Below are 24,672 nucleotides of genomic sequence, written 5' to 3'. Positions count from 1 at the left end.
TCGCAAACTTGTTTGATGCAAATCACTATATGTAGCACTTAAAATGCACGCCGACCCAACATCTTGTATTTATCGTCTACTATTCCAACAACAAGACGGCGCGAACGCTGGCCGGAATTGTGGATAACACGAGCTGGGCACGCGGGAAGTCTTTGCCGCGGCGAGGAATACGTCCGGTGAATACTTCTCCACCTTTGTGGATAACCTGTTTTTAAAATGGAGTGATCATGACACCGCATGTGATGAAACGTGATGGCTGTAAAGTGCCGTTTAAATCAGAGCGCATCAAAGAAGCCATTCTGCGTGCAGCTAAAGCAGCGGGAGTCGATGACGCAGATTACTGCGCCACCGTCGCAGAAGTCGTTAGCAGCCAGATGCATGAACGCAGCCAGGTGGATATCAACGAGATCCAGACCGCGGTTGAAAACCAGCTGATGTCTGGTCCATACAAGCAGCTGGCGCGCGCCTACATTGAGTATCGTCACGACCGTGACGTCCAGCGTGAGAAACGCGGTCGCCTGAACCAGGAGATCCGCGGCCTGGTGGAGCAAACCAACTCGTCGCTGCTCAATGAAAATGCCAACAAAGACAGCAAAGTGATCCCAACCCAGCGCGACCTGCTGGCCGGTATCGTCGCCAAGCACTATGCCCGCCAGCACCTGCTGCCGCGCGACGTGGTGTCTGCGCACGAGCGCGGTGAGATCCACTATCACGATCTCGACTACTCGCCGTTCTTCCCGATGTTTAACTGCATGCTGATCGACCTGAAAGGCATGCTGACCCACGGTTTTAAAATGGGTAACGCCGAGATTGAGCCGCCGAAATCCATCTCCACCGCGACGGCGGTCACGGCGCAGATCATCGCCCAGGTGGCGAGCCACATCTATGGCGGCACCACCATTAACCGCATCGATGAAGTGCTGGCCCCGTTCGTGGCCGAGAGCTTCAACAAACACCGTAAAACGGCGGAAGAGTGGCAGATCCCGGATGCCGACGGTTACGCCCGTTCCCGCACCGAGAAAGAGTGCTACGACGCGTTCCAGTCGCTGGAATATGAGGTAAACACGCTGCACACCGCCAACGGCCAGACGCCGTTTGTGACCTTCGGGTTTGGCCTCGGCACCAGCTGGGAATCACGCCTGATCCAGCAGTCTATTCTGCGCAACCGCATCTCCGGCCTCGGTAAAAACCGTAAAACGGCGGTGTTCCCGAAACTGGTGTTCGCCATTCGTGACGGCCTGAACCACAAGTTTGGCGATCCGAACTATGACATCAAGCAGCTGGCGCTGGAGTGCGCGAGCAAGCGTATGTACCCGGACATCCTCAACTACGACCAGGTGGTGAAAGTCACCGGTTCGTTTAAAACGCCAATGGGCTGCCGCAGCTTCCTCGGCGTGTACGAAGATGAGAACGGCGAGCAGATCCACGACGGGCGCAACAACCTGGGCGTCATCAGCCTGAACCTGCCGCGCATCGCGCTGGAAGCTAAAGGGAATGAAGCGGCCTTCTGGACGCTGCTGGATGAACGTTTACAGCTGGCACGTAAGGCGCTGATGACCCGCATCGCCCGTCTTGAAGGGGTGAAAGCCCGCGTCGCGCCAATTCTCTATATGGAAGGAGCCTGCGGCGTGCGCCTGAAGGCGGACGATGATGTGTCGGAGATCTTCAAAAACGGTCGCGCATCGATCTCTCTTGGCTATATCGGCATTCACGAAACGATTAACGCGCTGTTTGGCGACAAGCACATCTATGACAACGACGCCCTGCGTGAGAAAGGTATCGCGATTGTGCAGCGCCTGCGCGATGCGGTAGACCAGTGGAAAGAGGAAACTGGCTACGGTTTCAGCCTGTACAGCACGCCGAGCGAAAACCTCTGCGATCGCTTCTGCCGTCTGGACACCGCTGAGTTCGGCATCGTGGAAGGCGTGACCGACAAAGGTTACTACACCAACAGCTTCCACCTCGATGTGGAGAAGAAGGTGAACCCGTACGACAAGATCGACTTTGAAGCGGCCTATCCGCCCATCGCGAACGGCGGTTTTATCTGCTACGGCGAGTACCCGAACATTCAGCACAACCTGAAGGCGCTGGAAGACGTGTGGGATTACAGCTATCAGCACGTGCCGTACTACGGAACCAACACGCCAATTGATGAGTGCTACGAGTGCGGCTTTACCGGTGAGTTCGAATGCACCAGCAAAGGCTTCACCTGCCCGAAATGCGGTAACCACGACGCAGCCCGCGTCTCCGTGACCCGCCGCGTGTGCGGCTACCTCGGCAGCCCGGATGCCCGTCCGTTTAACGCCGGGAAGCAGGAAGAGGTGAAGCGCAGGGTGAAACATCTGGGGAATGGGCAGATCGGGTAAGTTCTGCGCAGGGTTTCCCCCTCACCCTACCCCTCTCCCTCAAGGGAGAGGGAACCGATCGAGCAAATTGTTATTCCAGCCACCGGTTTTCTCCCTCTCCCTGTGGGAGAGGGCCGGGGTGAGGGCATCAGGTTAACGCTATGAACTATCACCAGTACTACCCCGTCGACATCGTCAACGGCCCCGGCACCCGCTGTACCCTGTTTGTATCAGGCTGCGTTCACGAGTGCCCCGGCTGCTACAACAAAAGCACCTGGCGCCTGAACTCGGGTATGCCGTTTACCGCTGAGATGGAAGACCGCATCATCAACGACCTGAACGACACGCGCATCAAACGCCAGGGGATCTCGCTCTCCGGCGGCGACCCGCTCCATCCGCAAAACGTGCCGGCGATCCTGAAGCTGGTAAAACGCATCCGCCGCGAGTGCGCGGGAAAAGACGTCTGGGTCTGGACGGGCTATAAGCTGGATGAACTGAATGCGCAGCAGATGGAAGTGGTGGATCTGATTAACGTCCTGGTCGACGGCAAGTTCGTGCAGGATCTAAAAGATCCTATGCTTATCTGGCGCGGCAGCAGCAACCAGGTTGTGCATCATCTGCGTTGAATGAAGGCGGATATCCTCTGTCCGCCTGAACGTCAAAACCGACTCAAACTCTCCATCGCCTCAGCCTTAAACGCCGCAAAATTCTCGCACTGGCACAGGCGCGCCATCGCGCGTTCACGCAGGAAGGTGACAAAGATGTCGTAAATCGCCATTGCCTCTTCGTACTCGCTTTTGCTGATGGCGAGCAGGAAGATGACATGGGCGGTTTCATCTCCCCACTGAATGCCCTGCGGCGCCAGCACGGTGTAGACCACCGTTTTTTGCGCCAGCAGCCCGAGGGAGTGCGGCAGCGCGATGCCGTCGCCGAGCATGGTGCTGACAATGGCTTCACGCTCGATAACCGATTCCAGAAACTCCGCGCCGACAAAACCTTCCCCTTCAAGCTGCCCGCACAGTTCGCGGAACAGCGTTTGCTGGTCGACAGGCTTGTCGAGAATGCGGAAATGGGCCGCGTCGAAGTATTTTTCCAGCATCCACGGGCGGGTGCGATCCACCAGCACCAGCTTGCCGATCTGCTCTAACTGATAATCGGTCGGGAACGGGGCGATCGTCACCACCGGTTTGGATTTTTCGCTCACGCGGGCGGTGGAGATCACGAAGTCTTCGCCAATGGCATCGGCAAGCTCGTACTCACGAAGGGTGAGCGTGCGCGTCACCTCAATCTGCGGATATTTACGCTGAAGTACCGCCTCGATCATGCGCACCATCGCGTTACCGGCGTCGCACACCAGCAGCACCCGCGGCTGGCGCTGGTAGCCGATATTGTAATGGCGCTCCAGCCCGACGCCGATATGCAGCACCAGAAAACCAATTTCGTTTTCGCTGATCACATACGGGGTGTATTTGCCCCAGCTCGACACCGCCGCGAGGGTCATATCCCACGCCATCGGGTAGTGCTGCTTGATGTTATCCAGCAGCGGATTGGGGATCATGATTTGATACCGCACGCGGGTAATCATGGTTTTGATGTGCGTGAGCAGATCTGCATGCAGTTGCTCATCGCTCAGCAGGTTGTAGTTATAGTGGGTGTTGATGTAGCGCAGAATGTAGTTAACCAGCGCTTCGTCGTCGTCGGCGTTAATGGCACTGGGGGCGATCTCCTGGATCTGCCGCGCCGCAATGTGCACGCACAGCCAGCTCTCTTCTGACGGCGACAGCGCTTTGCCCGCCAGTTGCTGAATGGTGACGGCGATATCTTTCGCCGCCTCACGCACGTTCTCTTCCACGTCTTCCGCGTGGAATTCCGGCAGCGGATACCCCTCGCTGATGCGCCGCACCGACACCGCGCAGTACAGGCGCAGGAACAGCTCGCCTTCATCGGTCAGGCGAATGTGATGGCGCGTCAGCGCATCGTGCAGCACCGGCACCATCTTTTCCGCCACCCCCGCGTTCAACGCCACGTCGGTCACCAGCGGGTTCAGGCTGTCCTGCTGCGCCAGCTCCCACAGAAGGTCGGTCAGGCAGGCGCGGATCGCCATCTCGCTGCCAAACAGCTTCATCCCGTGGCGCGGGCGGGTTTCCAGCGTCAGGTTGTAACGGTGAAACCACTCACGCACTTCCACCATGTCGCTCTGCAACGTGGCCCGGCTGACGAACCACTCATCGGCCAGATCCTCCAGCTTGAGGGAAAAGGCTGACGTCAGAAAACGCACCACCAGATAGTGCACGCGCTCCGGTCCGGTTCGCGGAATACGCAGCGCGCGCGGGTGGGACGCCTGCAATTGTTGATAGCGCACCACATCATTAATTTTGAGCTGATAGCCGTTGCCCCGGCTCAAAATGAACTGCGCGCCGTGGCTGGCCAGCAGCGCGTTCAGGGCGGTGATATCCGCCCGGACGGTTCGCGTGGAGACCGACAGCCGCTGCGCCAGCTCGTCCTGTGGCAGCGTCTCGTTTTGCAACAGATCGAAAAGTTGCGCTAAACGTTGGTTCGGAAATCGCACGTCGTTGTCCTCTTACTGCTCAGGGTGAAATGACCATCTGGGATGGGCTGCCGACCGGGGTATAGTCTGGCTCGGCGCTCAGCTTGCCGTCCGGCGCCACGCGGAAACGGGTAATGTTGTCGCTGCGCTGGTTCATGACGTACAGCCAGCGACCCTGCTTATCGAGCGTCAGGGTGCGCGGATAGTCGCCGCGCGTCCAGACATCATCCTGATGCGTCAGCGTACCCTCCGCCGTTACGGTAAAGTGCCCGATGCTGTTATGCAAACGGTTAGCGACATACAGCTGTTTCCCGTCGGCGCTTAGCGCCAGCCCGGCAGCAAAACTGGTGCCTTTATAACCGTCCGGCAAGGCTGAAACCGTTTTACCCTCTTTCAGCCTGCCATTACTGTCCAGCGCATAATGGGTGAGCGTAGACGCCTCTTCGTTAATCAGCCACAGGGCATCGCCTTTCGGCGTAAAGACGAAGTGGCGCGGCCCGGCCCCTTTTGAGGAGGCGCTGATAAATGGCGGATCGTTCGGAGTCAGCTTCCCGGTTTGATCGTCAAAACGGTACTGATAGATGCGATCCAGCCCCAGATCGGTGGAAAAAACGTATTTCCCGCCCGGATCGGCGGCGATCATGTGCGCATGTGGGCCGTTATGATCGCTGATGGCGAAACTGCCCTCGACGGCAGCTTCCGGCTTCGCCGCGCCCGGTTCGCCTTTGTCCTGATGGGTGTCCGTAGCATCGCCCAGGCTGCCGTCTGCGTTAACGGGCAGCACCGCGACAGTTCCGCTGACGTAGTTTGCCACCAGCAGATGTTTGCCGTTCGGCGTCAGGGAAAGATACACCGGCCCCGCGCCGCCGGAGGACACCTGATTCAGCTCGTTCAGCGCGCCGTTATCACCGATGCGCAGCGCCTGCACCACGCCCTGCTCCACTTCGCTTGCCAGATACAGCGTTTTGCCGTCGTGTGAGACGGTTAACTGCGCGGCGTTCGGCAGTTTGCTCACCAGTGTTTTATCGTTCAGCGCACCGGTTTGCGGATCGACGGTAAAGCGGTACAGCCCTTCACCGTTCGGATTATAGGTGCCCACCCAGGCGTACTGGGTTTGAGCGATTGCAGAGGTAGCAAGTAAAGAGAGTGAAGCGACAAGCAGGGTACGGGTGTGCATGGTGGCTCCTTTGGGTGTGTGCGGTTTGTTTCCCCTCACCCCAGCCCTCTCCCAAAGGGAGAGGGGGTAAAGGTTCCCTCTCCCTTTGGGAGAGGGTTAGGGTGAGGGGCAGGTTCTACTTAACCAGCTTCTTCGTCATCGCCAGCAGCGTGCGCACATCTTCCGGACGCGTGTCGCCGCTGGCCTTGTCGATAATCGAGCTGTAGATATGCGGGATGATTTTGCTCACGCCCGCATCCAGGGCGATCTGCAAGATCGCCTCGAAGTTCTCCAGATCGATTCCCCCGGTCGGCTCCAGCCAGAAGTCGTGACGGGCGCAGGCTTCCGCCACCGCCTGGTATTCGTCACGGCATTTCAGGCCGCCCATCGGGAAGTACTTGATGGAGCTGCCGCCGAAATCTTTCAGCAGGGCGATAGCGGTTTCAACCGGCACTATGCCGTCCATAGCTGCGCTGCTCAGCGGGCCGGTGGAGATTTTCACCATCCCGACGGTGCCGGTCGGGGAGACCAGACCGTTGACCACGGACTCATTCTGCCCCAGCAGCGCGCGGCTGGTGGCCACGCCGGTAAAGACCTGGTTAACGTGCTGCGGCTGCACCTGGCGGGAGATTTCACTCACCATCGCCGACTGGTTCGGGTCGCCCGCGCCCAGCCCCACGGAGAGCGCATTATCAATCAGGGCTGCGTATTCGCGCATGTCCGCAACCGCGCTCGCCACGTCCGGGTAATTTTTGGAGAGCACGCCCACCAGCACGTGACCTTCCGCCGCCTCGTAAATGGCGCTGGCGTTGGCTTTCGATCCCGCCAGCACGTTCAGGCAGACGCGGTCACGGTAAAAGTTGGGGGTCAGTTTCATGCTTTTTTCTCCTGTCCTAATACTTCGCTAATGCGGCGGTACACGATGTTCAGCTGGTCAGCATTCACGCTGCGCACGTCCGCCTCGATAATCCCTTCGTTGGCCTTATAGCCACGGAAGTAAATGGCGTATTCGCCCTGTTTCAGCTTCGCCACCAGATCGCCCGTGCCGACGCCCGTAGCGGCTTCGTCGAACTTAATCTCGGTACGGGCGATATCGCGACCGGCGCTGTCCCAGACCACGCGCGCGGTTACGCCGTTCAGGGTGTTCAACGCGTCGATAAACGGCGTCATCTTCGCCACCATCTCGGCCCCGCTCTCTTTGGTCGCCGTCAGGTAGTGTTCGATGGCGCAGGTCAGGCCCAGGATACCCTCTTTGCCCACTTTCATCGCGCGACCAATGCCCGCCGTCTGGCGCTTCACCCACTCAACGTACTGGGTTTTGCCGATCACCAGGCCGCTGGTTGGCCCTTCGATCGCCTTCGCGCCGCTGTAGATCACCAGATCGGCACCGGAGCGGTAGTAGGCGTGCAGATCTTCTTCCGCCGCCGCATCGACGATCAGCGGGAGATCGTGCTTGCGCGCCACGACCGCCGCCTGCTCGACGCTGAGCATGCTTTTCTGCACGCAGTGGTGCGATTTGATGTAGAGGATCGCCGCCGTGCGCGGAGTGATCGCCGCCGCCAGCTGATCGGCAGAGCATTCGTTGGCGTAGCCCGCCTCCGCCAGCTTGCCGCCGCCCAGCGCCACCATGGTGCCCACCGGCGCGCCAAAGTTCACGTTGTGGCCTTTCGGCAGGACGATTTCGTTGTTTTCAACCGGTGTGACGTGCAGGTTTTCCAGCAGCCAGTCGCTGTCTTTCACCAGCACCGCCGCCACGGACTGGGCAATGCCCGCCGACGCGCAGGAGACCACCGTCGCCCCTTCCACCTCCAGCAGCTTCGCGATGTATTCCCCGGTTTTATTGACCAGATCCTTCATCTCGAAATAGTGATTCATGCCGTCCATCGCCGCCTGCACCACTTCCGGGCGCGGCGTGGAGACACCCAGCGCCGTCATGCGGCCAGAGGTGTTGATAACCTGCTTTAAGTTGTACTTCTCATAAATCGAAGGCATGTTCCGTGCTCCCTTGTTCGGTCATGTAGCCCTTGCCCGCGCGGATCGCGGCAAGCGGCATCAGAATGTGTTCAGCCTGTAGGCTGTCGTTTTCGGCATCCGTCAGCACCGTCGGCTGGCGCTTGAGCGTAAACAGCGTCAGATCGGCATCGAGGCCAGGCTGAATGCGGCCTTTGCGCGTCAGGCGCAGGCCGTCGGCGGCGTTGGCCGTGACACAGTCAATCACCTGCGGCAATGACATGCCGATGGCGAGGAATTTCGACATCACGCTCGCCAGCGAGCCGACCGGGCCGTTGATGCGGTTGCGGCAGTAAATATCCGAGCTGATGGTATGCGGCAGAATGCCCATCGCAATGGCGCGCTTCGCCACTTCAAAGCTGAAGCTCGCCGTGCCGTGACCGACGTCCAGGCGCACGCCGCGCTTCAGCGCAGACGTAATGGAGGCGCGTAGCTCGCCGGAGGGCGTCAGAATGCGGTTAGGCTTGCCGTTGTAGCAGTGGGTGATGATGTCGCCGGAGCTCAGCAGTTCGGCAATCTCATCGAGGTTCGGCGGGTTGTTGCCGATGTGCACCATCAGCGGCAGGTCGCTGTTCTCTTTCTGAATCGCTTTCGCGCGCTCCAGCGGGGTGATGCCGTTTTCACCGACCACGCTGCTGCTCATGCGCGCCTTCAGGCCAACGATAAAATCCGGGTGGCGCGTCACAGCCTGCTTCACCGCATCGGCGTCAATGTTCGCCATGTTGGCCAGCTCGTTCTGGGCGATCAGCCCCACGCGGGAGATGTTCAGCAGGGCAAACACCTCGGTGGAAGCCTTGCGGGTGATAGCGTAAAAATCGTCCACGTCGTCGGCGCCGGTGCTGCCCGCGTCCACCACGGTGGTGACGCCGGTGGCAATGCCCACGCTGTCCGGCTCGTCATGGTAAATCGGGGAGTTCGGGTAGCAGTGGACGTGGGAGTCAATCCAGCCCGCGCTGACGAACACGTCGCCGTTCAGCTCAACCGTTTTGCGGGCGGGAGCGTCAATGTCGCCTGTCGCGGCAATCTTCCCGTCCTGGATGGCGATATCGGTCAGGGTATCGTCGGCGAGGCGCGCACGGCGCAGGAGTAAATCAAACATGAGGATCTCCTGATAAAGCGGGCGCCGGAGCGCCCGCGGGTATTAAAGGGCGACCGGGAACAGCCAGCCCAAAATCATTGCGCCGAGGATGGCGCCACCGGTAATCGGCTTCTGCCAGATGTAGAACAGCAGCGCGCCCACCAGCGAACCGACGCCGATTGGAATAGAGGCGGTCATAGCGCTGAGGATAATCAACGGCCCGAGGAAGCGGCCGGAGGCGTTACCCGCGCCCATCATCACGTCTGCGCCGTAGGTGGAGTTGCTCTGATTGATGGTGAACTTACGCGCCAGGATGATGACGTAGCCAATCGCCAGGCCAATCACCAGGCCGGTAATCAGCGCGGCAATGAAGTTGGTCACCGGGAACATGATCCCCGCGCCCAGCAGCAGCGCCGGAACGCCGAGGCCCACGCCGGTCTGGATCGCACCGCCGATATCGAGAATACCCACCAGCGAGCCTTCGATAATACGGGCGAACAGGAAGCTAGCACCGAACGCCGCCACCGCGCCGTAGACGCCGGTATCGATTCCCGCTTTCAGCATCGCCACGAAGGCCACTTCGTTAAACGCGCCGATGCCGTAGAGGTAGTACATGTGCGTCCCGGCGAAGACGCCGGAGGAGAGCAGGCCAACGAAGATCGGGAACGACCAGTCGGCATACCAAAAACCTTTATTCTGTTCCATTTAGAGGCTCCTGTTATTTACCGCTGAGCGAGTTGTGGATCATGTCGAGCCAGTTCGGCACGGTCAGATGGAAGGATTCGATCATCTTCATGTCGAAGCCGCGGAAGAAGCCGCTCAGCACGAAGAGCAGAACGATCGCCGCCATCATCACTTTGGTGACGTGGTTCCAGCCACTCTCTTCAACACCTTTACCAATCAGAATACCCAGTACCAGACCCGGTACGGCGTTACCCATGATCAGCTGTGCCGCGCCGCCAAAGATGGTGGCCCAGAAGCCCGATTTTTTACCCGCGTCGATGGCCGCCAGCCAGAAGATCACCGGCATCACGGTGTTGACCAGCAGGTTCGCCGCCGGTACCAGCACCTTCACGGCGGTCACCTGAAGCGCTGCCGGAACGGAGGAGGCGGTCAGGTTAAGGAAGGTCACGACAATCATGCCGATGATGCCGCAGGCAATCGCCATTTTGCGCGGGTCATGCAGCGTTTCACCGACGTTACGGTTTTTAATCATCAGTGCAGCAGCACCCCAGTTCGGGATGATGCGGTGGTCAACGTCCTGTGTGAAGGCACCTGCGGCCACGGAAGAGGCCCAGGCGTTAAAGAAGAAACCTAACCCAAAGGAGAAGTGGGACGCCGGATCCCCTTCGCAGGAGTTCAGTTCCCCCAACGTACGAAACGCGCCCATACCCTGAGTGGTAGGCGCATGAAACATGCGTGCAGCCCCGGCGCCAACACCGACGCCAACCAGGCCGCCAATGATGAGCGATTTTATTAATATAATTAAGAACATCAGTCTGCCCTTTTATGAATAATCAGCGTTGCGTGACGAAATCCACCTGGTCGAGATTGATGGCGGTCACGTTGACGGTCACATCCAGCTCCACGCTGTAGGTGCGTCTTTCCCGGCGCAAAAAGAAGAACAGAAACGCTTCTTTTCGCACCGCTTCTTGCGCCTGAACAACCTGCACATCCTGTGGCTCAATACGCAGTAAGATATGCGGTGAGGCTTTCATCACCGCAGCCTGAACGTGGTTAAGGGCGTCGGCAAAGGCGCGCGCTTTGGCGTCGCCCTTCCCCTTCACTCTCACCGTGGTTGTGAACTGTTCTTTCATGCTTACGCGCCGTATTTCTTCTGCCACGCCTGTACCAGACGCTCGCCCAGCTCTTCTTTATCCATAAAGCCAAAGCCCAGCACGTTGCAGCCTTCGTTTATGGCGGTCACCCCCTCATCCACGGAGCGCATGCCGTATTTGGCCTTGTAGCCATATTTGGTCTGAGCGGTGATGGCGCCCGCGCCGCCGCTGCCGCAGAAGGAGATCCCGAAGGTGGCGTTTTCTGCTTTCATCACGTCACCGAGCTTCATATCCGCTGCCATGCCCGGTACGACAACCGCGCGTCCGCCGGCTTTTTCCACACCCGCAGCCACTTTCTGACCTTTACCCAGGCGATCGCCAATCACGACTGTAATCTGTTCCATGTGTTGCTCCTTAAAGGTTGTCTTTCGCGACTTCGAAGTGAACGGAGAGCAGCCAGGCCTCTTCATCAGGAAGGTTGCCGAACTGCGCTACCACTTCACGGGCGAGTTGCATTGAATCTGGTGAAATTTCGTCAAACAGCTCTGCTTCAACCTCTGGCAGCGGCTCGCCGGTCACGGACCGGTGCGCCATTGCGCGAACGTGGGAGGTCAGCATCTGCTCCTGTACCGCGTTGGGAATGATGTTGTGCCGGGCCAGCAGGGCGTAGACCTGCTGAAGCATGGTGTTCGCGAGCTGTTCTGTTTGCACCGCCTGTTCCCCAACGTCGTTCATTACCGCTCCGTTAATCACTCGTCTTACCCCGTTAATGGCTCTGGAATAAAACTAACGTCGAGGGGGAATTGTTTGTAGCGAGTTGTTTTCCACTTCGAAGTGGAAAGGCGAGCAGCAGCAGTGATCTGTGCCACATAAATGCGGTGAATCTGTATAAATCGCTGGATTTACGTGATGAATATCACGCTATTACGCGGCATTAGACTGGTAAGCGGAGTGGAAAAGATTACGAGCAGGCTCGTAGAAATGTGACGTGGATAAGGTTTTCTTATGGGGATCCGCTAGAGTGGCGGCGGGTGCTTGAGACTGACCGTCTCAGGCATGGGACGGAAAGTGGAAAGCCCCGCCTGATAAAAAATCAGGGCGGGGGCTCGAAACGACACGTCACACCGTGGAGTTCGCTACCTCGCCCGCTTAAAAGCAAGGAGGCATCCATGAAACGCAGAAACCCAAGTATCGTGGTTTTGATGATTATTTCTTTGACAATAATCATCTTAACGCTGGTGACGAGGAAAACACTGTGCGAGATCCGTTTTCGTAACGGCTCGCTTGAAGTGACAGCGCGGATGGATTGTCGCTCCGGCAAGTAGGGAGCAACGATGCGGGGGCGCATCATGCGCCTCCGCATACGGGGAGAGGACGTACAGCTCAGGCACCCAATTAACGATACTTTTTGTGGTACGTGTTGCGGGTCGCGACAAACTGATCGGCTGCCGCCTGGGCTTCTTTCACTTTGCCTTCGTTCGCCAGCTTCAGCGCGCCGTCAATCTGGCCGACCAGCACGTCAAAACCGTGGCGGTAGTCTTTCATCTCGGCGCTGTCTGCCGCTTTGCTTTCCAGCTTCGGCGGCGTCGCTTTTTGCGCATCCAGCGCGGCTTCACGCATTTTAGTCAATGCGTCTTTCATGTCCGCCGCATTGTCCGTTTTCTGCACCACCTTCAGGTTTTCACTGAGGATGTCCATGTTGTCTTCGAGATCGGCAGCAAACGCAGACGAGCCAAGAACCAGCGTTGAAGCCGCGACGATCGCTAACAGGTGTTTACGCATTGCTCACTTCCTTTTTTTTATTATTAATCACGCTTTTACGGGGATTATTGCCCGGCGATTTTCATCTCCGGCAGTAATACAGAACCACACTGAATATTGCTGCGTGTTTCAATATCGTTACCGACCGTAACAATATTGCGCCACATGTCCTTCAGGTTGCCGGCGATGGTGATTTCGCTCACCGGATACTGAATTTCACCGTTTTCGACCCAGAAGCCCGCTGCACCGCGAGAGTAGTCGCCGGTGATACCGCTCACGCCCTGCCCCATCAGCTCGGTGACCACCAGGCCGGTGCCCATCTCTTTCAGCATCTGTTCAAAATTCAGGCCCTGTCCGGCAATGCGCCAGTTATGAATGCCGCCCGCGTGCCCGGTGCTTTTCAGCCCCAGCTTACGTGCGGAGTAGTTGGTCAGCAGCCACTGGGTCAGAATGCCGTCTTTCACGATATCACGACGTTCCGTGCGCACGCCTTCGCTGTCGAACGGCGTAGAGGCCAGCCCTTTCAGCAGGTGTGGGTGCTCTTCGATGGTCAGCCATTCCGGCAGGATCTGCTTGCCCAGCGAGTCGAGCAGGAAGGTCGATTTACGGTACACCGAACCGCCCGCAATCGCTCCCACCAGATGACCAAACAGGCCGGTTGCCACTTCGTTGGCAAAAATGACCGGCGCTTTCATGGTGGAGAGTTTACGCGGCGAAAGGCGTGACAGCGTGCGTTCGGCGCACGCTTTTCCCACCCACTCCGGAGACTGCAAATCTCCCAGCGCGCGGCCAATGGTATACGCGTAATCACGCTCCATATCGCCGTTTTCTTCGGCGATGACGCAGCTGGAAAGCGAGTGGCGGGTTGAGCAGTACCCCTGCAACATGCCATGGGAGTTACCAAACACTTTAATGCCGTAGTGGCTGTTAAAGCTGCCGCCTTCGGTATTGGTGATGCGTTTGTCAGCCTGCAAAGAGGCCTGCTCGGCTCGCGCGGCCAGCTCAATGGCTTCATCCGGCGTCACTTCCGCGGGATGGAACAGATCGAGATCCGGCGCGTCAAACGCCAGCAGCTCTTTATCGGCCACGCCAGCGTAAGGGTCCGGGGAGGTGTAACGCGCGATATCCAGCGCCGCCTGCACCGTACGGGCGATGGCATCCGGGCTCAGATCGGTAGACGACGCGCTGCCTTTACGATTCTGGTGATACACCGTGATCCCCAGCGCGCCATCGCTGTTAAATTCTACATTCTCCACTTCGCCATAGCGGGTGCTCACGCTAATGCCGGTGGTTTTGCTGACCGCCACTTCGGCGCCATCTGATTTACCTGAAGCGAGCGTCAGCGCGGTGGAGACGGCTTCTTCCAGGATCTTACGCTGCGCTTCAACTTGTGAGGTTACTTTCATCGCAAATGCCATACTGTAAGAGAGAGTTAAGTGAAGTCTAACAGAGAACCATTTTTCAGTGCGCGTCTTAACTGGTAACATTAGCCTCTTTTTTTAAGGAGCCTGACATGACTAAGCAGCCCGAAGACTGGCTCGACGACGTTCCCGGTGATGACATCGAAGACGAAGATGATGAGATCATCTGGGTCAGTAAAAGTGAAATTAAACGTGACGCCGAAGAGTTAAAACAGCTTGGCGCAGAAATGGTAGAACTGGGTAAAAACGCGCTGGATAAGATCCCGCTCGACCAGGATCTGCGTGATGCCATTGAACTGGCACAGAAAATCAAGAAAGAAGGGCGTCGCCGCCAGCTTCAGCTTATCGGTAAACTGCTGCGTCAGCGCGACGTGGAGCCGATCCGTCAGGCGCTGGACAAACTGAAAAACCGCCACAATCAGCAGGTTGCGCTGTTCCATAAGCTGGAGCAGATCCGCGATCGTTTGATCGAGCAGGGTGATGACGCAGTACCTGAAGTGCTGAACCTGTGGCCGAATGCCGACCGCCAGCAGCTGCGATCGCTTATCCGCAACGCGAAGAAAGAGAAAGAAGGGAATAAGCCGCCGAAGTCTGCGCGCCTGATTTTCCAGTATCTGCGCGAGCTGTCTGAGAACGAAGAGTAATCTGTGCGGGTTTGCGCCGGATGGCGGCGTAAACGCCTTATCCGGCCTACAAGGTCGTGCGAAAAAATGTAGGCCCGGTAAGCGCTAACGCCACCGGGCTTTTTTTACTCTGCGGCCGCGGCTTTCTTCGCCAGACCGTCCAGCAGCTTCTGATGGATCCCACCAAACCCACCGTTGCTCATCACCAGAATGTGATCGCCAGGCTGTGCGGCTTTCACCACCATATCCGCTAAGACATCCACGTCCGCACTCCAGTGCGCCGGCTGAATGCAGGCGTCTGCCACTTCGGCCACCTGCCACGGAATATGCTGCGGTTGCAGCAGGAAGACCTCGTCGGCACGCCCTAAGGACGGTGCGAGATCGTCTTTGCAAATACCCATTTTCATGGTGTTCGAACGCGGTTCCAGCACGGCCAGAATGCGCGCGGTGCCGCCAACTTTGCCACGCAATGCGGCAAGCGTCGCCAGAATGGCCGTTGGGTGGTGCGCGAAATCGTCATACACGGTAACGCCGTGGGCTTCACCGCGCAGCTCCAGACGGCGACGGGCGTTGATAAACGAGCCCAGCGCATTGGCGGCATCCGCAGGCAGTACGCCCACGTGACGCGCCGCGGCGATCGCCATCAGGCCGTTGTGCATGTTGTGCTCGCCCACCAGGCCCCACTTCACCTCGCCCACTTTCTCACCGTCGAGCAGCACTTCCCATTCGGAGGCATCCGCGTTGAGCTTTTTCGCCTGCCAGTGCCCCTGCTCGCCAACCAGCTCCTGCTCGCTCCAGCACCCCATCGCCATAGTCTGCTTCAGGTTGATGTCGTTCTCCGGCAGGATAATGCGGCCCTGACCCGGAACAATGCGCACCAGATGGTGGAACTGTTTCTGAATCGCTTTCAGGTCGTCAAAGATATCCGCGTGATCGAACTCAAGGTTGTTGAGGATCAGCGTGCGTGGGCAGTAATGCACGAACTTGGAGCGCTTATCGAAGAACGCGCAGTCGTATTCATCCGCTTCAATCACAAAGAACGGGCTGTCGCCCAGACGCGCGGAGACATCGAAATTCCCCGGTACGCCGCCGATCACGAAGCCCGGCTTGTAGCCGCAGGCTTCGAGGATCCAGGTCGCCATACCGGCGGTGGTGGTTTTGCCGTGCGTCCCGGCAACGGCGACAACCCAGCGGTCGCGCAGGACAAAATCATGCAGCCACTGCGGGCCAGACATGTACGGGATATTGCGTTCCAGCACCGCTTCAACGCATGGATTCCCACGGGTCATGGCGTTACCCACGATCACCAGATCCGGCTGCGGCTCCAGCTGGCTGGCGTCATATCCCTGAATCAGAGAAATTCCCTGCTTCTCGAGCAGCGTGCTCATCGGCGGATACACATTGGCGTCCGAACCTGTCACTTCATGGCCCAGCGAGCGCGCCAGCATTGCCAGTCCGCCCATGAAAGTGCCACAAATCCCCAATATATGAATGCGCATACGTCACTATCCTTCTTCAATGTGGCGCACATTTTACTCACATGTCAGCGGCTGTGAAACGCATTTCAGGTAAATCCGTATTTTGCTGGCGCGATTCACCTCTGCGCTAATATTTGAATGTTTGTTAAGATTGTTGGACATCAACCGCTTTACTCAACATAAGATGCAGGGAAAGTGTTATGAAAACGTTAGGTGAATTTATTGTCGAGAAGCAGCACGAGTTCTCTCATGCTACGGGTGAGCTCACTGCTTTGCTGTCGGCAATAAAGCTGGGCGCTAAGATCATCCACCGCGATATCAACAAGGCCGGTCTGGTCGATATCCTGGGTGCCAGCGGTGCCGAGAACGTTCAGGGTGAGGTTCAGCAGAAACTCGACCTGTTCGCCAATGAAAAACTGAAAGCTGCACTGCGCGCGCGCGACATCGTTGCGGGTATCGCCTCTGAAGAAGAAGATGAGATCGTCGTATTCGAAGGGTGTGAACACGCGAAATACGTTGTTCTGATGGATCCGCTGGACGGCTCCTCCAACATCGACGTTAACGTTTCTGTCGGTACCATTTTCTCCATCTACCGTCGCGTCACGCCGGTTGGCACACCGGTGACGGAAGAAGACTTCCTGCAACCGGGCAGTAAACAGGTTGCTGCCGGTTATGTGGTGTATGGCTCGTCCACCATGCTGGTGTACACCACCGGCTGCGGCGTACACGCCTTTACCTACGATCCGTCCCTGGGCGTGTTCTGCCTGTGCCAGGAGCGTATGCGCTTCCCGGAGAAGGGCAACACCTACTCCATCAACGAAGGCAACTACATCAAATTCCCGAACGGCGTGAAGAAGTACATCAAATTCTGCCAGGAAGAGGATAAAGCCACCCAGCGCCCATACACCTCGCGCTACATCGGCTCGCTGGTGGCGGATTTCCACCGTAACCTGCTGAAGGGCGGTATTTACCTCTACCCAAGCACCGCCAGCCACCCGGACGGAAAACTGCGTCTGCTGTACGAGTGCAACCCGATGGCGTTCCTGGCCGAACAGGCAGGCGGCAAGGCGAGCGACGGTAAAGAGCGTATTCTGGATATCGTGCCGGAAAGCCTGCACCAGCGCCGTTCATTCTTCGTCGGCAACCGCCATATGGTGGATGACGTTGAACGCATGATCCGCGAATTCCCGGACGCGTAACGCACGAAAAGGGGAGCCAGGCAGGCTCCCTTTTTTTCAGGCCGTTTGCATCGTCAGCTTGAAGGAAGCCATCGCTTCCATCAGCTCGCGCGACTGTTCCTCCAGGGAACGAGTTGCCGCAGATGATTGCTGGACCAGCGCCGCATTTTGCTGCGCCGTTTCATCCATCTGATTGACGGCGATATTCACCTGCTCAATACCGCGGCTCTGCTCCTGGGACGCCGTCGCAATTTCACGCATCAGTTTGGTCATACGCAGTACTTCGGTGGCGATCTCGTCCATCGTCTCACCGGCCTGCTGCGCCAGCTCGCTGCCCTCGTTCACGTGGGTTTGCGAATCGCTGATAAGCGAGCGGATCTCTTTCGCCGCATCAGCACTGCGGCTGGCGAGATTACGCACCTCACCCGCCACGACCGCAAAACCTCGCCCCTGCTCACCCGCACGCGCCGCTTCAACGGAGGCGTTCAGCGCCAGAATATTGGTCTGGAAGGCAATGCCGTCGATGACGCTCAGGATATCGGCGATGCGCGCCGAACTGCCGGAGATGTCGCGCATCTTCTCAATGACATAGCAGACCATTTCACTGCCGTGATCGGCGGTATCGGAGACCGACTTCGCCAGCTGGTGCGCCTGCTCGGCGTTATCGGCGTTAAGTTTCACCGTGGCGGTGATCTCTTCCATGCTGGCGGCCGTCTGCTCCAGCGAGGTGGCGGTGGATTCCGTGCGCTGGGCCAGGTTCATATTCCCGGCCGTCAGCTCGCGGCTGCCGGTATCAATCTGCGAGCTGGCGTCACGCACCCGCAGAACCGAGTCCATCAGCGACTGGCGCATCCCTTCGATCGCCGCGTTAAGGCGATTAAATTCCTGGCTGGCCGGCGCGTTCAGGGTATGGGTTAAATCCCCGGCCGCCACATGTTCCAGCTGGGCAATCGAGGCTGAAAGCGGCTTGAGCAGCATATGGCGCAGCACCAGCCAGGCCAGCACGATAATGCCAGCCGTCAGCAGCGCCGCGACGATAATCAGGATCAGCACGCGGGTTTTACTCGCCTGCACGGCGCTCACCTCCGCTTTACCGCGCGCCTCGCTCCATGCCTGGAACGCCTGCATATCGTTATCAAACTGCTTCGCCACCGGGACCAGCTTGTTTTCCAGCAGATCGTAATAGCTGTCCGCGCTTTGCTCGTTCAGGGCTTTCAGCATCGGGCTGATACCCTGCTGGTTGTACACCGCCAGACTCGCGGCAACGTTATCCAGCAGCTTTTGCCCCTGCTCATCCGCCACGCCGCTGCCGATCACGTCCTTCAGCGTTTTCTGTGCCAGCGCCACTTCCTGGTTAATGGTTTTGACCGCCCTGGCCGCATCGTCCAGCAGGCCGACCTCCATCATGCGAACGGCCTGCCCCGCTTCGTTACGCGCGCGCAGGATCAGCGTATAGCCGGCATTCAGCTGCACCATCTGTTCACCCTGAAGATGATTGATGCGCTGGAGAGAAGCGGAACTTTGTGTAAGGGCATAAATGCCGATGCCGCTGACAATCAGCAGCAGAAGGGTCATAACGGCCAGTAAAGAGAGCAAGCCGGTACGAATCGATAGCGTTTTAAGCATGATGTTATTTCCGGTAGCGAGATATTTCTGGGCATAAAAAAAGAATATCGGCCGCTACCGGAAAATGTTTAGAGTTTAAGCAATTTCAGCATGTTATCGCTCTGTTAAAGATGTATTCACCCGGGTAACAGGCGAGCTCTGGCGGTTCTCCCACAGCACCGTCAGGCCGCGCTGGAGCGCGATGAAAATAAACAGCAGGATGCCGATGGCGATTTTGGTCCACCAGGAGCTGAGCGTGCCGTCGAAGTTGATATAGGTCTGAATCAGCCCCTGGATCGCCACGCCAAACAGCGTGCCGAGGACTGTCCCCACTCCGCCGCTGAGCAGCGTACCGCCAATCACTACCGAGGCAATGGCGTCCAGCTCAACGCCCACCCCCGCCAGGGCATAGCCTGCCTGGGTATAAACCGAGAAGACAATCCCCGCGAGGGTGGCCAGCCCGGTCGAAAGCATGTAGATGCGAATAGTCGTGCTGCGCGTGGAAATTCCCATCAGGTTCGCGGACGTGGCGCTGCCGCCAATGGCATAAACCTGGTTACCAAATCGGGTACGGTGGGCGAGGAAGATCCCGATCACCACCACGCCCAGCATCAGCAGCCCCATTGCGCTCAGGCGCCCCCCGCCGGGGATTTTCCACGCCAGACTGGAGAGCGTGTCGTAGATCGGATGGTTTATCGGAATTGACTCCTCCGACACCAGATAGCTCACGCCGCGCAGGAAGAACATCCCGGCGAGGGTGATGATAAAGGCCGGGATTTTCAGCGCATCGATCAAAAGCCCCATAAAGGCGCCGAACGCGCAGCCCATGACTAGCACCAGCGGAAAAGCCAGCAGCGGCGAAATCCCCCAAAAGCCAATCGCCTTGGCAAGGAACACGCCGGTAAAGGCGATCACCGACCCAACGGAGAGGTCGATCCCGCCGGAGAGGATCACAAACGTCATGCCGACGGCGATAATGCCTAAAAAGGCATTGTCGGTCAGGATGTTGCAAATCACCCGCGTGGAGGCGAAGCCCGGGAACTGGGTCAGGCAATAGAGGTACCCCAGCACGAACACGCCCAGCGTGATCATTAACGGCAAATTACGTTTTATCATGACCGCGGTTCCCCTTAATGAGAGTGATAAAGCGCGGCGACTGCACGATAAGTACGATAAGCACCACGACCGCTTTGACGACCTGATTCAGCTCCGGCTGGAACCCGGAGAGCAAAATACCGGTATTCATACCCTGAATAATCAACGCCCCCACCACCGAGAGCAGCAGATTAAAACGTCCGCCCATCAGCGATCCACCGCCGATAACCACCGCGAGGATCGCATCCAGCTCGAGCCAGAGTCCGGCGTTATTGGCATCCGCTCCGCGAATATCGGCGGCCACGATCACCCCGGCAATCGCAGCACAGACGCCGCTCAGCACGTAAGTCAGCATCACCATCAGCCGCGTATTTACCCCGGCGTTTTTCGCGGCCCGAATGTTAATCCCCACCGCTTCGATGAACATCCCGAGCGCCGTTTTGCGGGTGAAAAGCCAGAACACCACCAGCGTCACCAGCGCGACGATCACCGGCGTCGGGAAGAACAGAAAATTACCGCTGCCTATCCACGCCAGGCTCGGGGAGTTAAAGGTGACGATTTGACCGGAGGTGATAAGCTGCGCCACACCGCGCCCGGCCACCATCAAAATCAACGTCGCGACAAACGGCTGGATCTTGAGCACTGCGACCAGAATGCCGTTCCATAGCCCGGCTAATACACCGGAGCCCAGCGCGGCCAGCAGAACCACCGGCAGGCTGTGCCCGGCGACGGTCATCGAGGCGGCGGTAGCGCCCGCAATCGCCATTACCGCACCGACGGAGAGGTCGATCCCGCCGGTGGCAATGACCAGCGTCATACCAATCGCCAGCAGCGCCACGGGCGCGGCACGGTTTAAGATGTCGATCGGGCTACCAAACAGGCGGCCATCCTGCACGACGATCTGGAAAAAATGCGGAGCCACCAGGCTATCCACCAGCAGCACCAGCAGCAGCGCCACGATTTGCGGCGTGCCGGTCGGCCAGGTGAAGCGGCGCTTCGCTTCGCCAGTTTGCGAAAGAGAACGGGACATCACATTTGACTCCTTACGCCGCGATGGCATTCATGATCGCCGGAACCGACAGTTTATCCAGCGGGATCTCTGCCACCTGCCTGCGATCGCGCATGATGATGACGCGATCGGCATAGCCGACCAGCTCCTCCAGCTCAGATGAGATCACCAGCAGCGCCAGACCGTCGGCGCAGAGCGTTTCGATAAGCCGGATGATTTCGGCGTGCGCGCCCACGTCGATACCGCGCGTGGGCTCGTCGAGGATCAGGAATTGCGGCTTGGTGAGCAGCCAGCGAGAGAGCAACACCTTCTGCTGATTACCGCCCGAGAGGAACTCGATGGGCTGTTCCGCGCTCGGGGTACGTATACCGAGCTGGCGGATGAAGCGCTCGGCAATCGCGTTCTGCTCGCGCTTAGGGATCGGACGCAGCCAGCCGCGCTGGGCCTGTAGCGCCAGAATGATGTTTTCCCGCACCGAGGCGGCGGCAATAATCCCGTCCGTTTTCCTGTCCTCCGGGCAGAAGCCCACGCCGAGGCACGACGCCTGATGCGGTGAACGTAGCGTTTGTGGTTTGCCTTTGATCAGCGCCGTTCCGCTGTCGGCAGGTTTGATCCCGAAGATGACTTCGGCGGTTTCGGTGCGCCCGGAGCCTAACAGCCCCGCCAGACCCACAATTTCACCGGGGCGTACCTCGAGGTTAAACGGCGCGATGGTCCCTTTTCTGCCGTAATCGTGAAACGCGGCGATCGGTTTTTCGCTCAGCAGCGTACGGCCCGCGCGCTGAAGCGCGTTGGTCTCGAGCTCGCGGCCCAGCATCATTTTGACCAGCTCTATCTGCGGCAGCTCGCGGGTTTCCCGGCAGCCGACAAAGCTGCCGTTGCGCAGCACCGTTATACGGTCGCTCACCTCGTAAACCTGATCGAGGAAATGCGTCACGAAAATCAGGCTGACGCCCTGATTACGCAGCTGGCGCATCAGGGTAAAAAGCATCTCCACTTCCTGGGTATCGAGGCTGGCGGTGGGTTCATCGAGGATCAGCACTTTCGCCGAGAGATCGATAGCGCGACAGATCGCGACGATTTGCTGCATCGCTACGGAAAAACGGTTCAGCGGTTCGCGCACGTCGAGAGAGAAGCCATACGATTCCATCAGCTTCGCGGCGCGCGCTTCCATCTCTTTGCGGCGCAGCAGGCCAAAACGTCTGGGTTCGCGGCCAATAAACAGGTTATCCGCTACCGACATGTTTGGCAGCAGGTTCACCTCCTGGTAGACCGTGCCGATCCCCAGTTGCTGGGCATGCGCGGTGTTTTTGGGCGAAATGGCGTTACCTTCCAGCCAGATAGCGCCGCGATCGGCGTGATAGACCCCGGTCAGGGTTTTAATCAGCGTCGACTTCCCCGCCCCGTTTTCGCCGAGCAACGCCATGATCTCCCCACGCCGCAGGCTGAAATCAACGTTATCCAGCGCCTTAACGCCAGGGAAAAATTTACTCAGGCCCTCTGTGCGGAGGATTTCCTGGTGTTGTTCGGTGGTCATGGTTTCCCCCTGCATCAGGCCGGATGACGCTACGCTTATCCGGCCTACAAAAGAGCGTATCGTAGGCCGGGTAAGCGCAGCGCCACCCGGCAATTTCACTGGATCAGTAGCCCATATTTTTCTTCTTCTCTAACTCTTCTTTCGCCGTGTCCGGCAGGTAGAGCGTGGATTTGGTGATGGTCAACTTCTCAGGCTGGGTGCCGTCTTTCTTGAATTTCTCCAGCGCATCGAATGCCGGGCCCGCCATATTTGGCGTCAGCTCCACGCTGGCGTTCGCTTCGCCGTCAATCATCGCTTTGTAGATGTCCGGTACGCCGTCGATCGAGCCGGTGAGGATATCTTTGCCCGGCTTCAGGCCCGCTTCTTTGATGGCCTGGATGGCGCCGATCACCATGTCGTCGTTGTGGGCGTAAACCATGCAGATATTTTTGCCGTTATTTTCTGCCTTGATGAAGCTTTCCATGACCTCTTTACCCTTACTACGGGTGAAGTCGCCGGACTGAGAACGGATGATCTTAATGTTTGGTGCTTTGGCGATGGCCTCCGCGAAACCTTTCTTACGGTCGATAGCCACGCTCGCCCCGACGGTGCCCTGCAACTCAACCACGTTACACGGCTTGCCATCCACCTGCTTCACCAGCCAGTCACCAATCAGTTTGCCTTCCAGCACGTTATCGGCGGTGACGGTGGTCATATAGAGAGATTTGTCTTTTACGTCGATGGAACGGTCGAGCAGGAAGACCGGAATTTCAGCATCTTTGGCTTCCTTCAGCACCGGCTCCCAGCCCGTGGCGACAACCGGGGCAATAAAGATGGCATCCACGCCCTGAGCGATAAACGAGCGCACCGCTTTAATCTGGTTCTCTTGCTTTTGCTGACCATCGGCGATTTTCAGCGTAATACCGCGCTTTTCGGCCTCACTTTTCGCCACATTCGTTTCAGCGGCGCGCCAGCCAGATTCAGATCCGACCTGCGAAAATCCAACGGTTAAGGGTGCGGCCATCGCCATAGACGACATGGCTGCCGAAACTGCTGTAACAAGAAGTAAGCGCTTCCACATATGAACGTCCTCGTAGGGTAGGTTATTGTTGGTTAAAAGATGTTCCGCGGATGAACTATAGCCAATGGAATATGTTACGGATTGCGTTACATCACACTTCAGAAAAGTGAATAAAACGTTAATCACAAGTTTGTAATCGCTTTCATTTCAACATTTAAAATGCGGCTGAGTTTATGGATTATCCTGTCATGGAAACGGTCTGAAAAGTGAAGGCGCGAGGGAGAGAAGACGAAAACAGGCGGAGACTTTCAGCGCCAGTTGGCTATAATACCTGCCACTTGTTTACCATCCATTTTAAAGGACACCGACATGAGCTTACTCAACGTCCCTGCGGGTAAAGAACTGCCAGAAGACATCTACGTTGTGATCGAAATCCCGGCCAACGCAGATCCAATTAAATACGAAATCGACAAAGACACCGGTGCGCTGTTCGTTGACCGTTTCATGTCTACCGCCATGTTCTATCCGTGCAACTACGGCTACATCAACCACACTCTGTCTCTGGACGGTGACCCGGTTGACGTACTGGTCCCAACGCCATATCCATTGCAGCCAGGCTCCGTCATTCGCTGCCGTCCTGTTGGCGTGCTGAAAATGACTGACGAAGCGGGTGAAGATGCGAAACTGGTTGCCGTACCGCACACCAAGCTGAGCAAAGAGTACGATCACATTAAAGATGTGAACGACCTGCCAGAGCTGCTGAAAGCGCAGATCGCCCACTTCTTCGAGCACTACAAAGATCTCGAAAAAGGCAAATGGGTTAAAGTTGAAGGCTGGGATAACGCAGAAGCGGCGAAAGCAGAAATCATCGCCTCTTTCGAACGTGCTGCTAAGAAGTAATTCTTACTGCTGAGACTAAGCCCCGCGCGTCGGGGCTTTTTTGTGCCTGTCGCTCCAGGTAACCCGTGCGATTGGGGAGTATCGCCCGGCGGCGCTACGCTTGCACGGGCCTACGGCGCAAAACGACAACGCCACCTTACGGTGGCGTTG

Annotated in this window: 24 protein-coding genes; 6 read left to right on the top strand and 18 right to left on the bottom strand. The window is 57.9% G+C overall.

Annotated features, from left to right (window positions below; all coding sequences use genetic code 11):
* Positions 1–227 precede the first annotated feature (227 nt).
* Positions 228–2,366, top strand: coding sequence for an anaerobic ribonucleoside-triphosphate reductase (nrdD, locus tag ACQG1Y_RS02635; RefSeq protein WP_015572514.1), 2,139 nt, complete (start codon positions 228–230; stop codon positions 2,364–2,366).
* A 140-nt stretch (positions 2,367–2,506) separates the two neighbouring features.
* Complete coding sequence (gene nrdG / locus ACQG1Y_RS02630) at positions 2,507–2,971, top strand: anaerobic ribonucleoside-triphosphate reductase-activating protein (protein ID WP_015572513.1); 465 nt, start codon at positions 2,507–2,509, stop codon at positions 2,969–2,971.
* 32 nt (positions 2,972–3,003) lie between these two features.
* Here the strand turns inward: nrdG and ACQG1Y_RS02625 are convergent, their stop codons facing one another.
* The 10 genes from ACQG1Y_RS02625 to ACQG1Y_RS02580 form a co-directional block, all read right to left on the bottom strand.
* Entirely contained in the window at positions 3,004–4,914 is a 1,911-nt protein-coding gene (locus tag ACQG1Y_RS02625) for a BglG family transcription antiterminator (protein WP_414234791.1), read from the bottom strand.
* 19 nt (positions 4,915–4,933) lie between these two features.
* The gene (locus tag ACQG1Y_RS02620; RefSeq protein ID WP_032652328.1) at positions 4,934–6,070 is read right to left on the bottom strand and encodes a lactonase family protein; all 1,137 of its coding nucleotides are present in this window, start codon (positions 6,068–6,070) and stop codon (positions 4,934–4,936) included.
* 115 nt (positions 6,071–6,185) lie between these two features.
* A complete protein-coding gene (gene dagF / locus ACQG1Y_RS02615) occupies positions 6,186–6,926 on the bottom strand; it encodes a 2-dehydro-3-deoxy-phosphogluconate aldolase (RefSeq protein WP_015572511.1) in 741 nt (246 codons plus the stop codon).
* Complete coding sequence (locus ACQG1Y_RS02610) at positions 6,923–8,041, bottom strand: DgaE family pyridoxal phosphate-dependent ammonia lyase (protein WP_368740784.1); 1,119 nt, start codon at positions 8,039–8,041, stop codon at positions 6,923–6,925. Before ACQG1Y_RS02610 ends, dagF begins: the two co-directional genes overlap by 4 nt.
* On the bottom strand, positions 8,025–9,158 hold the full coding sequence (locus tag ACQG1Y_RS02605; RefSeq protein WP_039271920.1) for an amidohydrolase/deacetylase family metallohydrolase: 1,134 nt from the start codon (positions 9,156–9,158) through the stop codon (positions 8,025–8,027). The genes ACQG1Y_RS02610 and ACQG1Y_RS02605 overlap by 17 nt, the downstream gene beginning before the upstream one ends.
* 42 nt (positions 9,159–9,200) lie before the next feature.
* Complete coding sequence (locus tag ACQG1Y_RS02600; protein WP_015572508.1) at positions 9,201–9,842, bottom strand: DUF4310 family protein; 642 nt, start codon at positions 9,840–9,842, stop codon at positions 9,201–9,203.
* Positions 9,843–9,855: 13 nt separating this feature from the next.
* Positions 9,856–10,632 carry a DUF4311 domain-containing protein gene (locus ACQG1Y_RS02595; RefSeq protein ID WP_006810337.1) on the bottom strand — a complete coding sequence of 259 codons (777 nt, stop codon included), beginning with the start codon at positions 10,630–10,632 and terminating at the stop codon, positions 9,856–9,858.
* Positions 10,633–10,654: 22 nt separating this feature from the next.
* Entirely contained in the window at positions 10,655–10,954 is a 300-nt protein-coding gene (locus ACQG1Y_RS02590) for a DUF4312 family protein (RefSeq protein WP_006810338.1), read from the bottom strand.
* Between the two features lie 2 nt (positions 10,955–10,956).
* Positions 10,957–11,319 carry an SFCGS family glycine-rich protein gene (locus tag ACQG1Y_RS02585; protein WP_006810339.1) on the bottom strand — a complete coding sequence of 121 codons (363 nt, stop codon included), beginning with the start codon at positions 11,317–11,319 and terminating at the stop codon, positions 10,957–10,959.
* A 10-nt stretch (positions 11,320–11,329) separates the two neighbouring features.
* Positions 11,330–11,668: a PRD domain-containing protein gene (locus tag ACQG1Y_RS02580; protein ID WP_026080657.1), complete on the bottom strand. Its 339-nt coding sequence runs from the start codon at positions 11,666–11,668 to the stop codon at positions 11,330–11,332.
* A 416-nt stretch (positions 11,669–12,084) separates the two neighbouring features.
* Here ACQG1Y_RS02580 and ACQG1Y_RS02575 point away from each other — a divergent pair, with 416 nt between their 5' ends.
* Positions 12,085–12,240 carry a Hok/Gef family protein gene (locus ACQG1Y_RS02575; protein WP_072058938.1) on the top strand — a complete coding sequence of 52 codons (156 nt, stop codon included), beginning with the start codon at positions 12,085–12,087 and terminating at the stop codon, positions 12,238–12,240.
* A 70-nt stretch (positions 12,241–12,310) separates the two neighbouring features.
* Here ACQG1Y_RS02575 and cybC read toward each other — a convergent pair whose 3' ends face one another.
* Together cybC and pmbA are read right to left on the bottom strand one after the other, a co-directional pair.
* Entirely contained in the window at positions 12,311–12,697 is a 387-nt protein-coding gene (gene cybC / locus ACQG1Y_RS02570; protein ID WP_010427378.1) for a cytochrome b562, read from the bottom strand.
* A 44-nt stretch (positions 12,698–12,741) separates the two neighbouring features.
* Positions 12,742–14,094 carry a metalloprotease PmbA gene (gene pmbA, locus ACQG1Y_RS02565; protein ID WP_015572506.1) on the bottom strand — a complete coding sequence of 451 codons (1,353 nt, stop codon included), beginning with the start codon at positions 14,092–14,094 and terminating at the stop codon, positions 12,742–12,744.
* Between the two features lie 95 nt (positions 14,095–14,189).
* Between pmbA and yjgA the strand changes: the two genes are divergently transcribed.
* A complete protein-coding gene (yjgA, locus tag ACQG1Y_RS02560) occupies positions 14,190–14,741 on the top strand; it encodes a ribosome biogenesis factor YjgA (protein WP_003856072.1) in 552 nt (183 codons plus the stop codon).
* A 104-nt stretch (positions 14,742–14,845) separates the two neighbouring features.
* On the opposite strand, the gene mpl is transcribed toward yjgA, so the two are convergent.
* A complete protein-coding gene (gene mpl / locus ACQG1Y_RS02555) occupies positions 14,846–16,219 on the bottom strand; it encodes a UDP-N-acetylmuramate:L-alanyl-gamma-D-glutamyl-meso-diaminopimelate ligase (protein WP_017694649.1) in 1,374 nt (457 codons plus the stop codon).
* Between the two features lie 179 nt (positions 16,220–16,398).
* Here mpl and fbp point away from each other — a divergent pair, with 179 nt between their 5' ends.
* Positions 16,399–17,397 carry a class 1 fructose-bisphosphatase gene (fbp, locus tag ACQG1Y_RS02550; protein ID WP_003856070.1) on the top strand — a complete coding sequence of 333 codons (999 nt, stop codon included), beginning with the start codon at positions 16,399–16,401 and terminating at the stop codon, positions 17,395–17,397.
* 36 nt (positions 17,398–17,433) lie between these two features.
* Here fbp and ACQG1Y_RS02545 read toward each other — a convergent pair whose 3' ends face one another.
* From ACQG1Y_RS02545 to ytfQ, 5 genes are all read right to left on the bottom strand, one after another.
* Complete coding sequence (locus ACQG1Y_RS02545) at positions 17,434–19,002, bottom strand: methyl-accepting chemotaxis protein (RefSeq protein ID WP_015572503.1); 1,569 nt, start codon at positions 19,000–19,002, stop codon at positions 17,434–17,436.
* A 93-nt stretch (positions 19,003–19,095) separates the two neighbouring features.
* Complete coding sequence (yjfF, locus tag ACQG1Y_RS02540) at positions 19,096–20,097, bottom strand: galactofuranose ABC transporter, permease protein YjfF (protein ID WP_017383921.1); 1,002 nt, start codon at positions 20,095–20,097, stop codon at positions 19,096–19,098.
* A complete protein-coding gene (ytfT, locus tag ACQG1Y_RS02535) occupies positions 20,084–21,109 on the bottom strand; it encodes a galactofuranose ABC transporter, ATP-binding protein YtfT (protein WP_017383922.1) in 1,026 nt (341 codons plus the stop codon). Before ytfT ends, yjfF begins: the two co-directional genes overlap by 14 nt.
* Positions 21,110–21,119: 10 nt before the next feature.
* On the bottom strand, positions 21,120–22,622 hold the full coding sequence (gene ytfR, locus ACQG1Y_RS02530; protein WP_017383923.1) for a galactofuranose ABC transporter, ATP-binding protein YtfR: 1,503 nt from the start codon (positions 22,620–22,622) through the stop codon (positions 21,120–21,122).
* A gap of 103 nt (positions 22,623–22,725) precedes the next feature.
* The gene (gene ytfQ / locus ACQG1Y_RS02525) at positions 22,726–23,682 is read right to left on the bottom strand and encodes a galactofuranose ABC transporter substrate-binding protein YtfQ (protein ID WP_017383924.1); all 957 of its coding nucleotides are present in this window, start codon (positions 23,680–23,682) and stop codon (positions 22,726–22,728) included.
* A gap of 309 nt (positions 23,683–23,991) precedes the next feature.
* On the opposite strand from ytfQ, the gene ppa reads away from it, so the two are divergent.
* The gene (ppa, locus tag ACQG1Y_RS02520; RefSeq protein ID WP_006810347.1) at positions 23,992–24,522 is read left to right on the top strand and encodes an inorganic diphosphatase; all 531 of its coding nucleotides are present in this window, start codon (positions 23,992–23,994) and stop codon (positions 24,520–24,522) included.
* Positions 24,523–24,672: the final 150 nt, after the last annotated feature.

Source organism: Enterobacter cloacae complex sp. 397G4, assembly GCF_050031515.1.
Lineage (GTDB): Bacteria > Pseudomonadota > Gammaproteobacteria > Enterobacterales > Enterobacteriaceae > Enterobacter > Enterobacter hormaechei_C.
The sequence above is the reverse complement of the archived record's forward strand: the minus strand, read 5'-3'. Positions and strand labels throughout refer to the sequence as shown.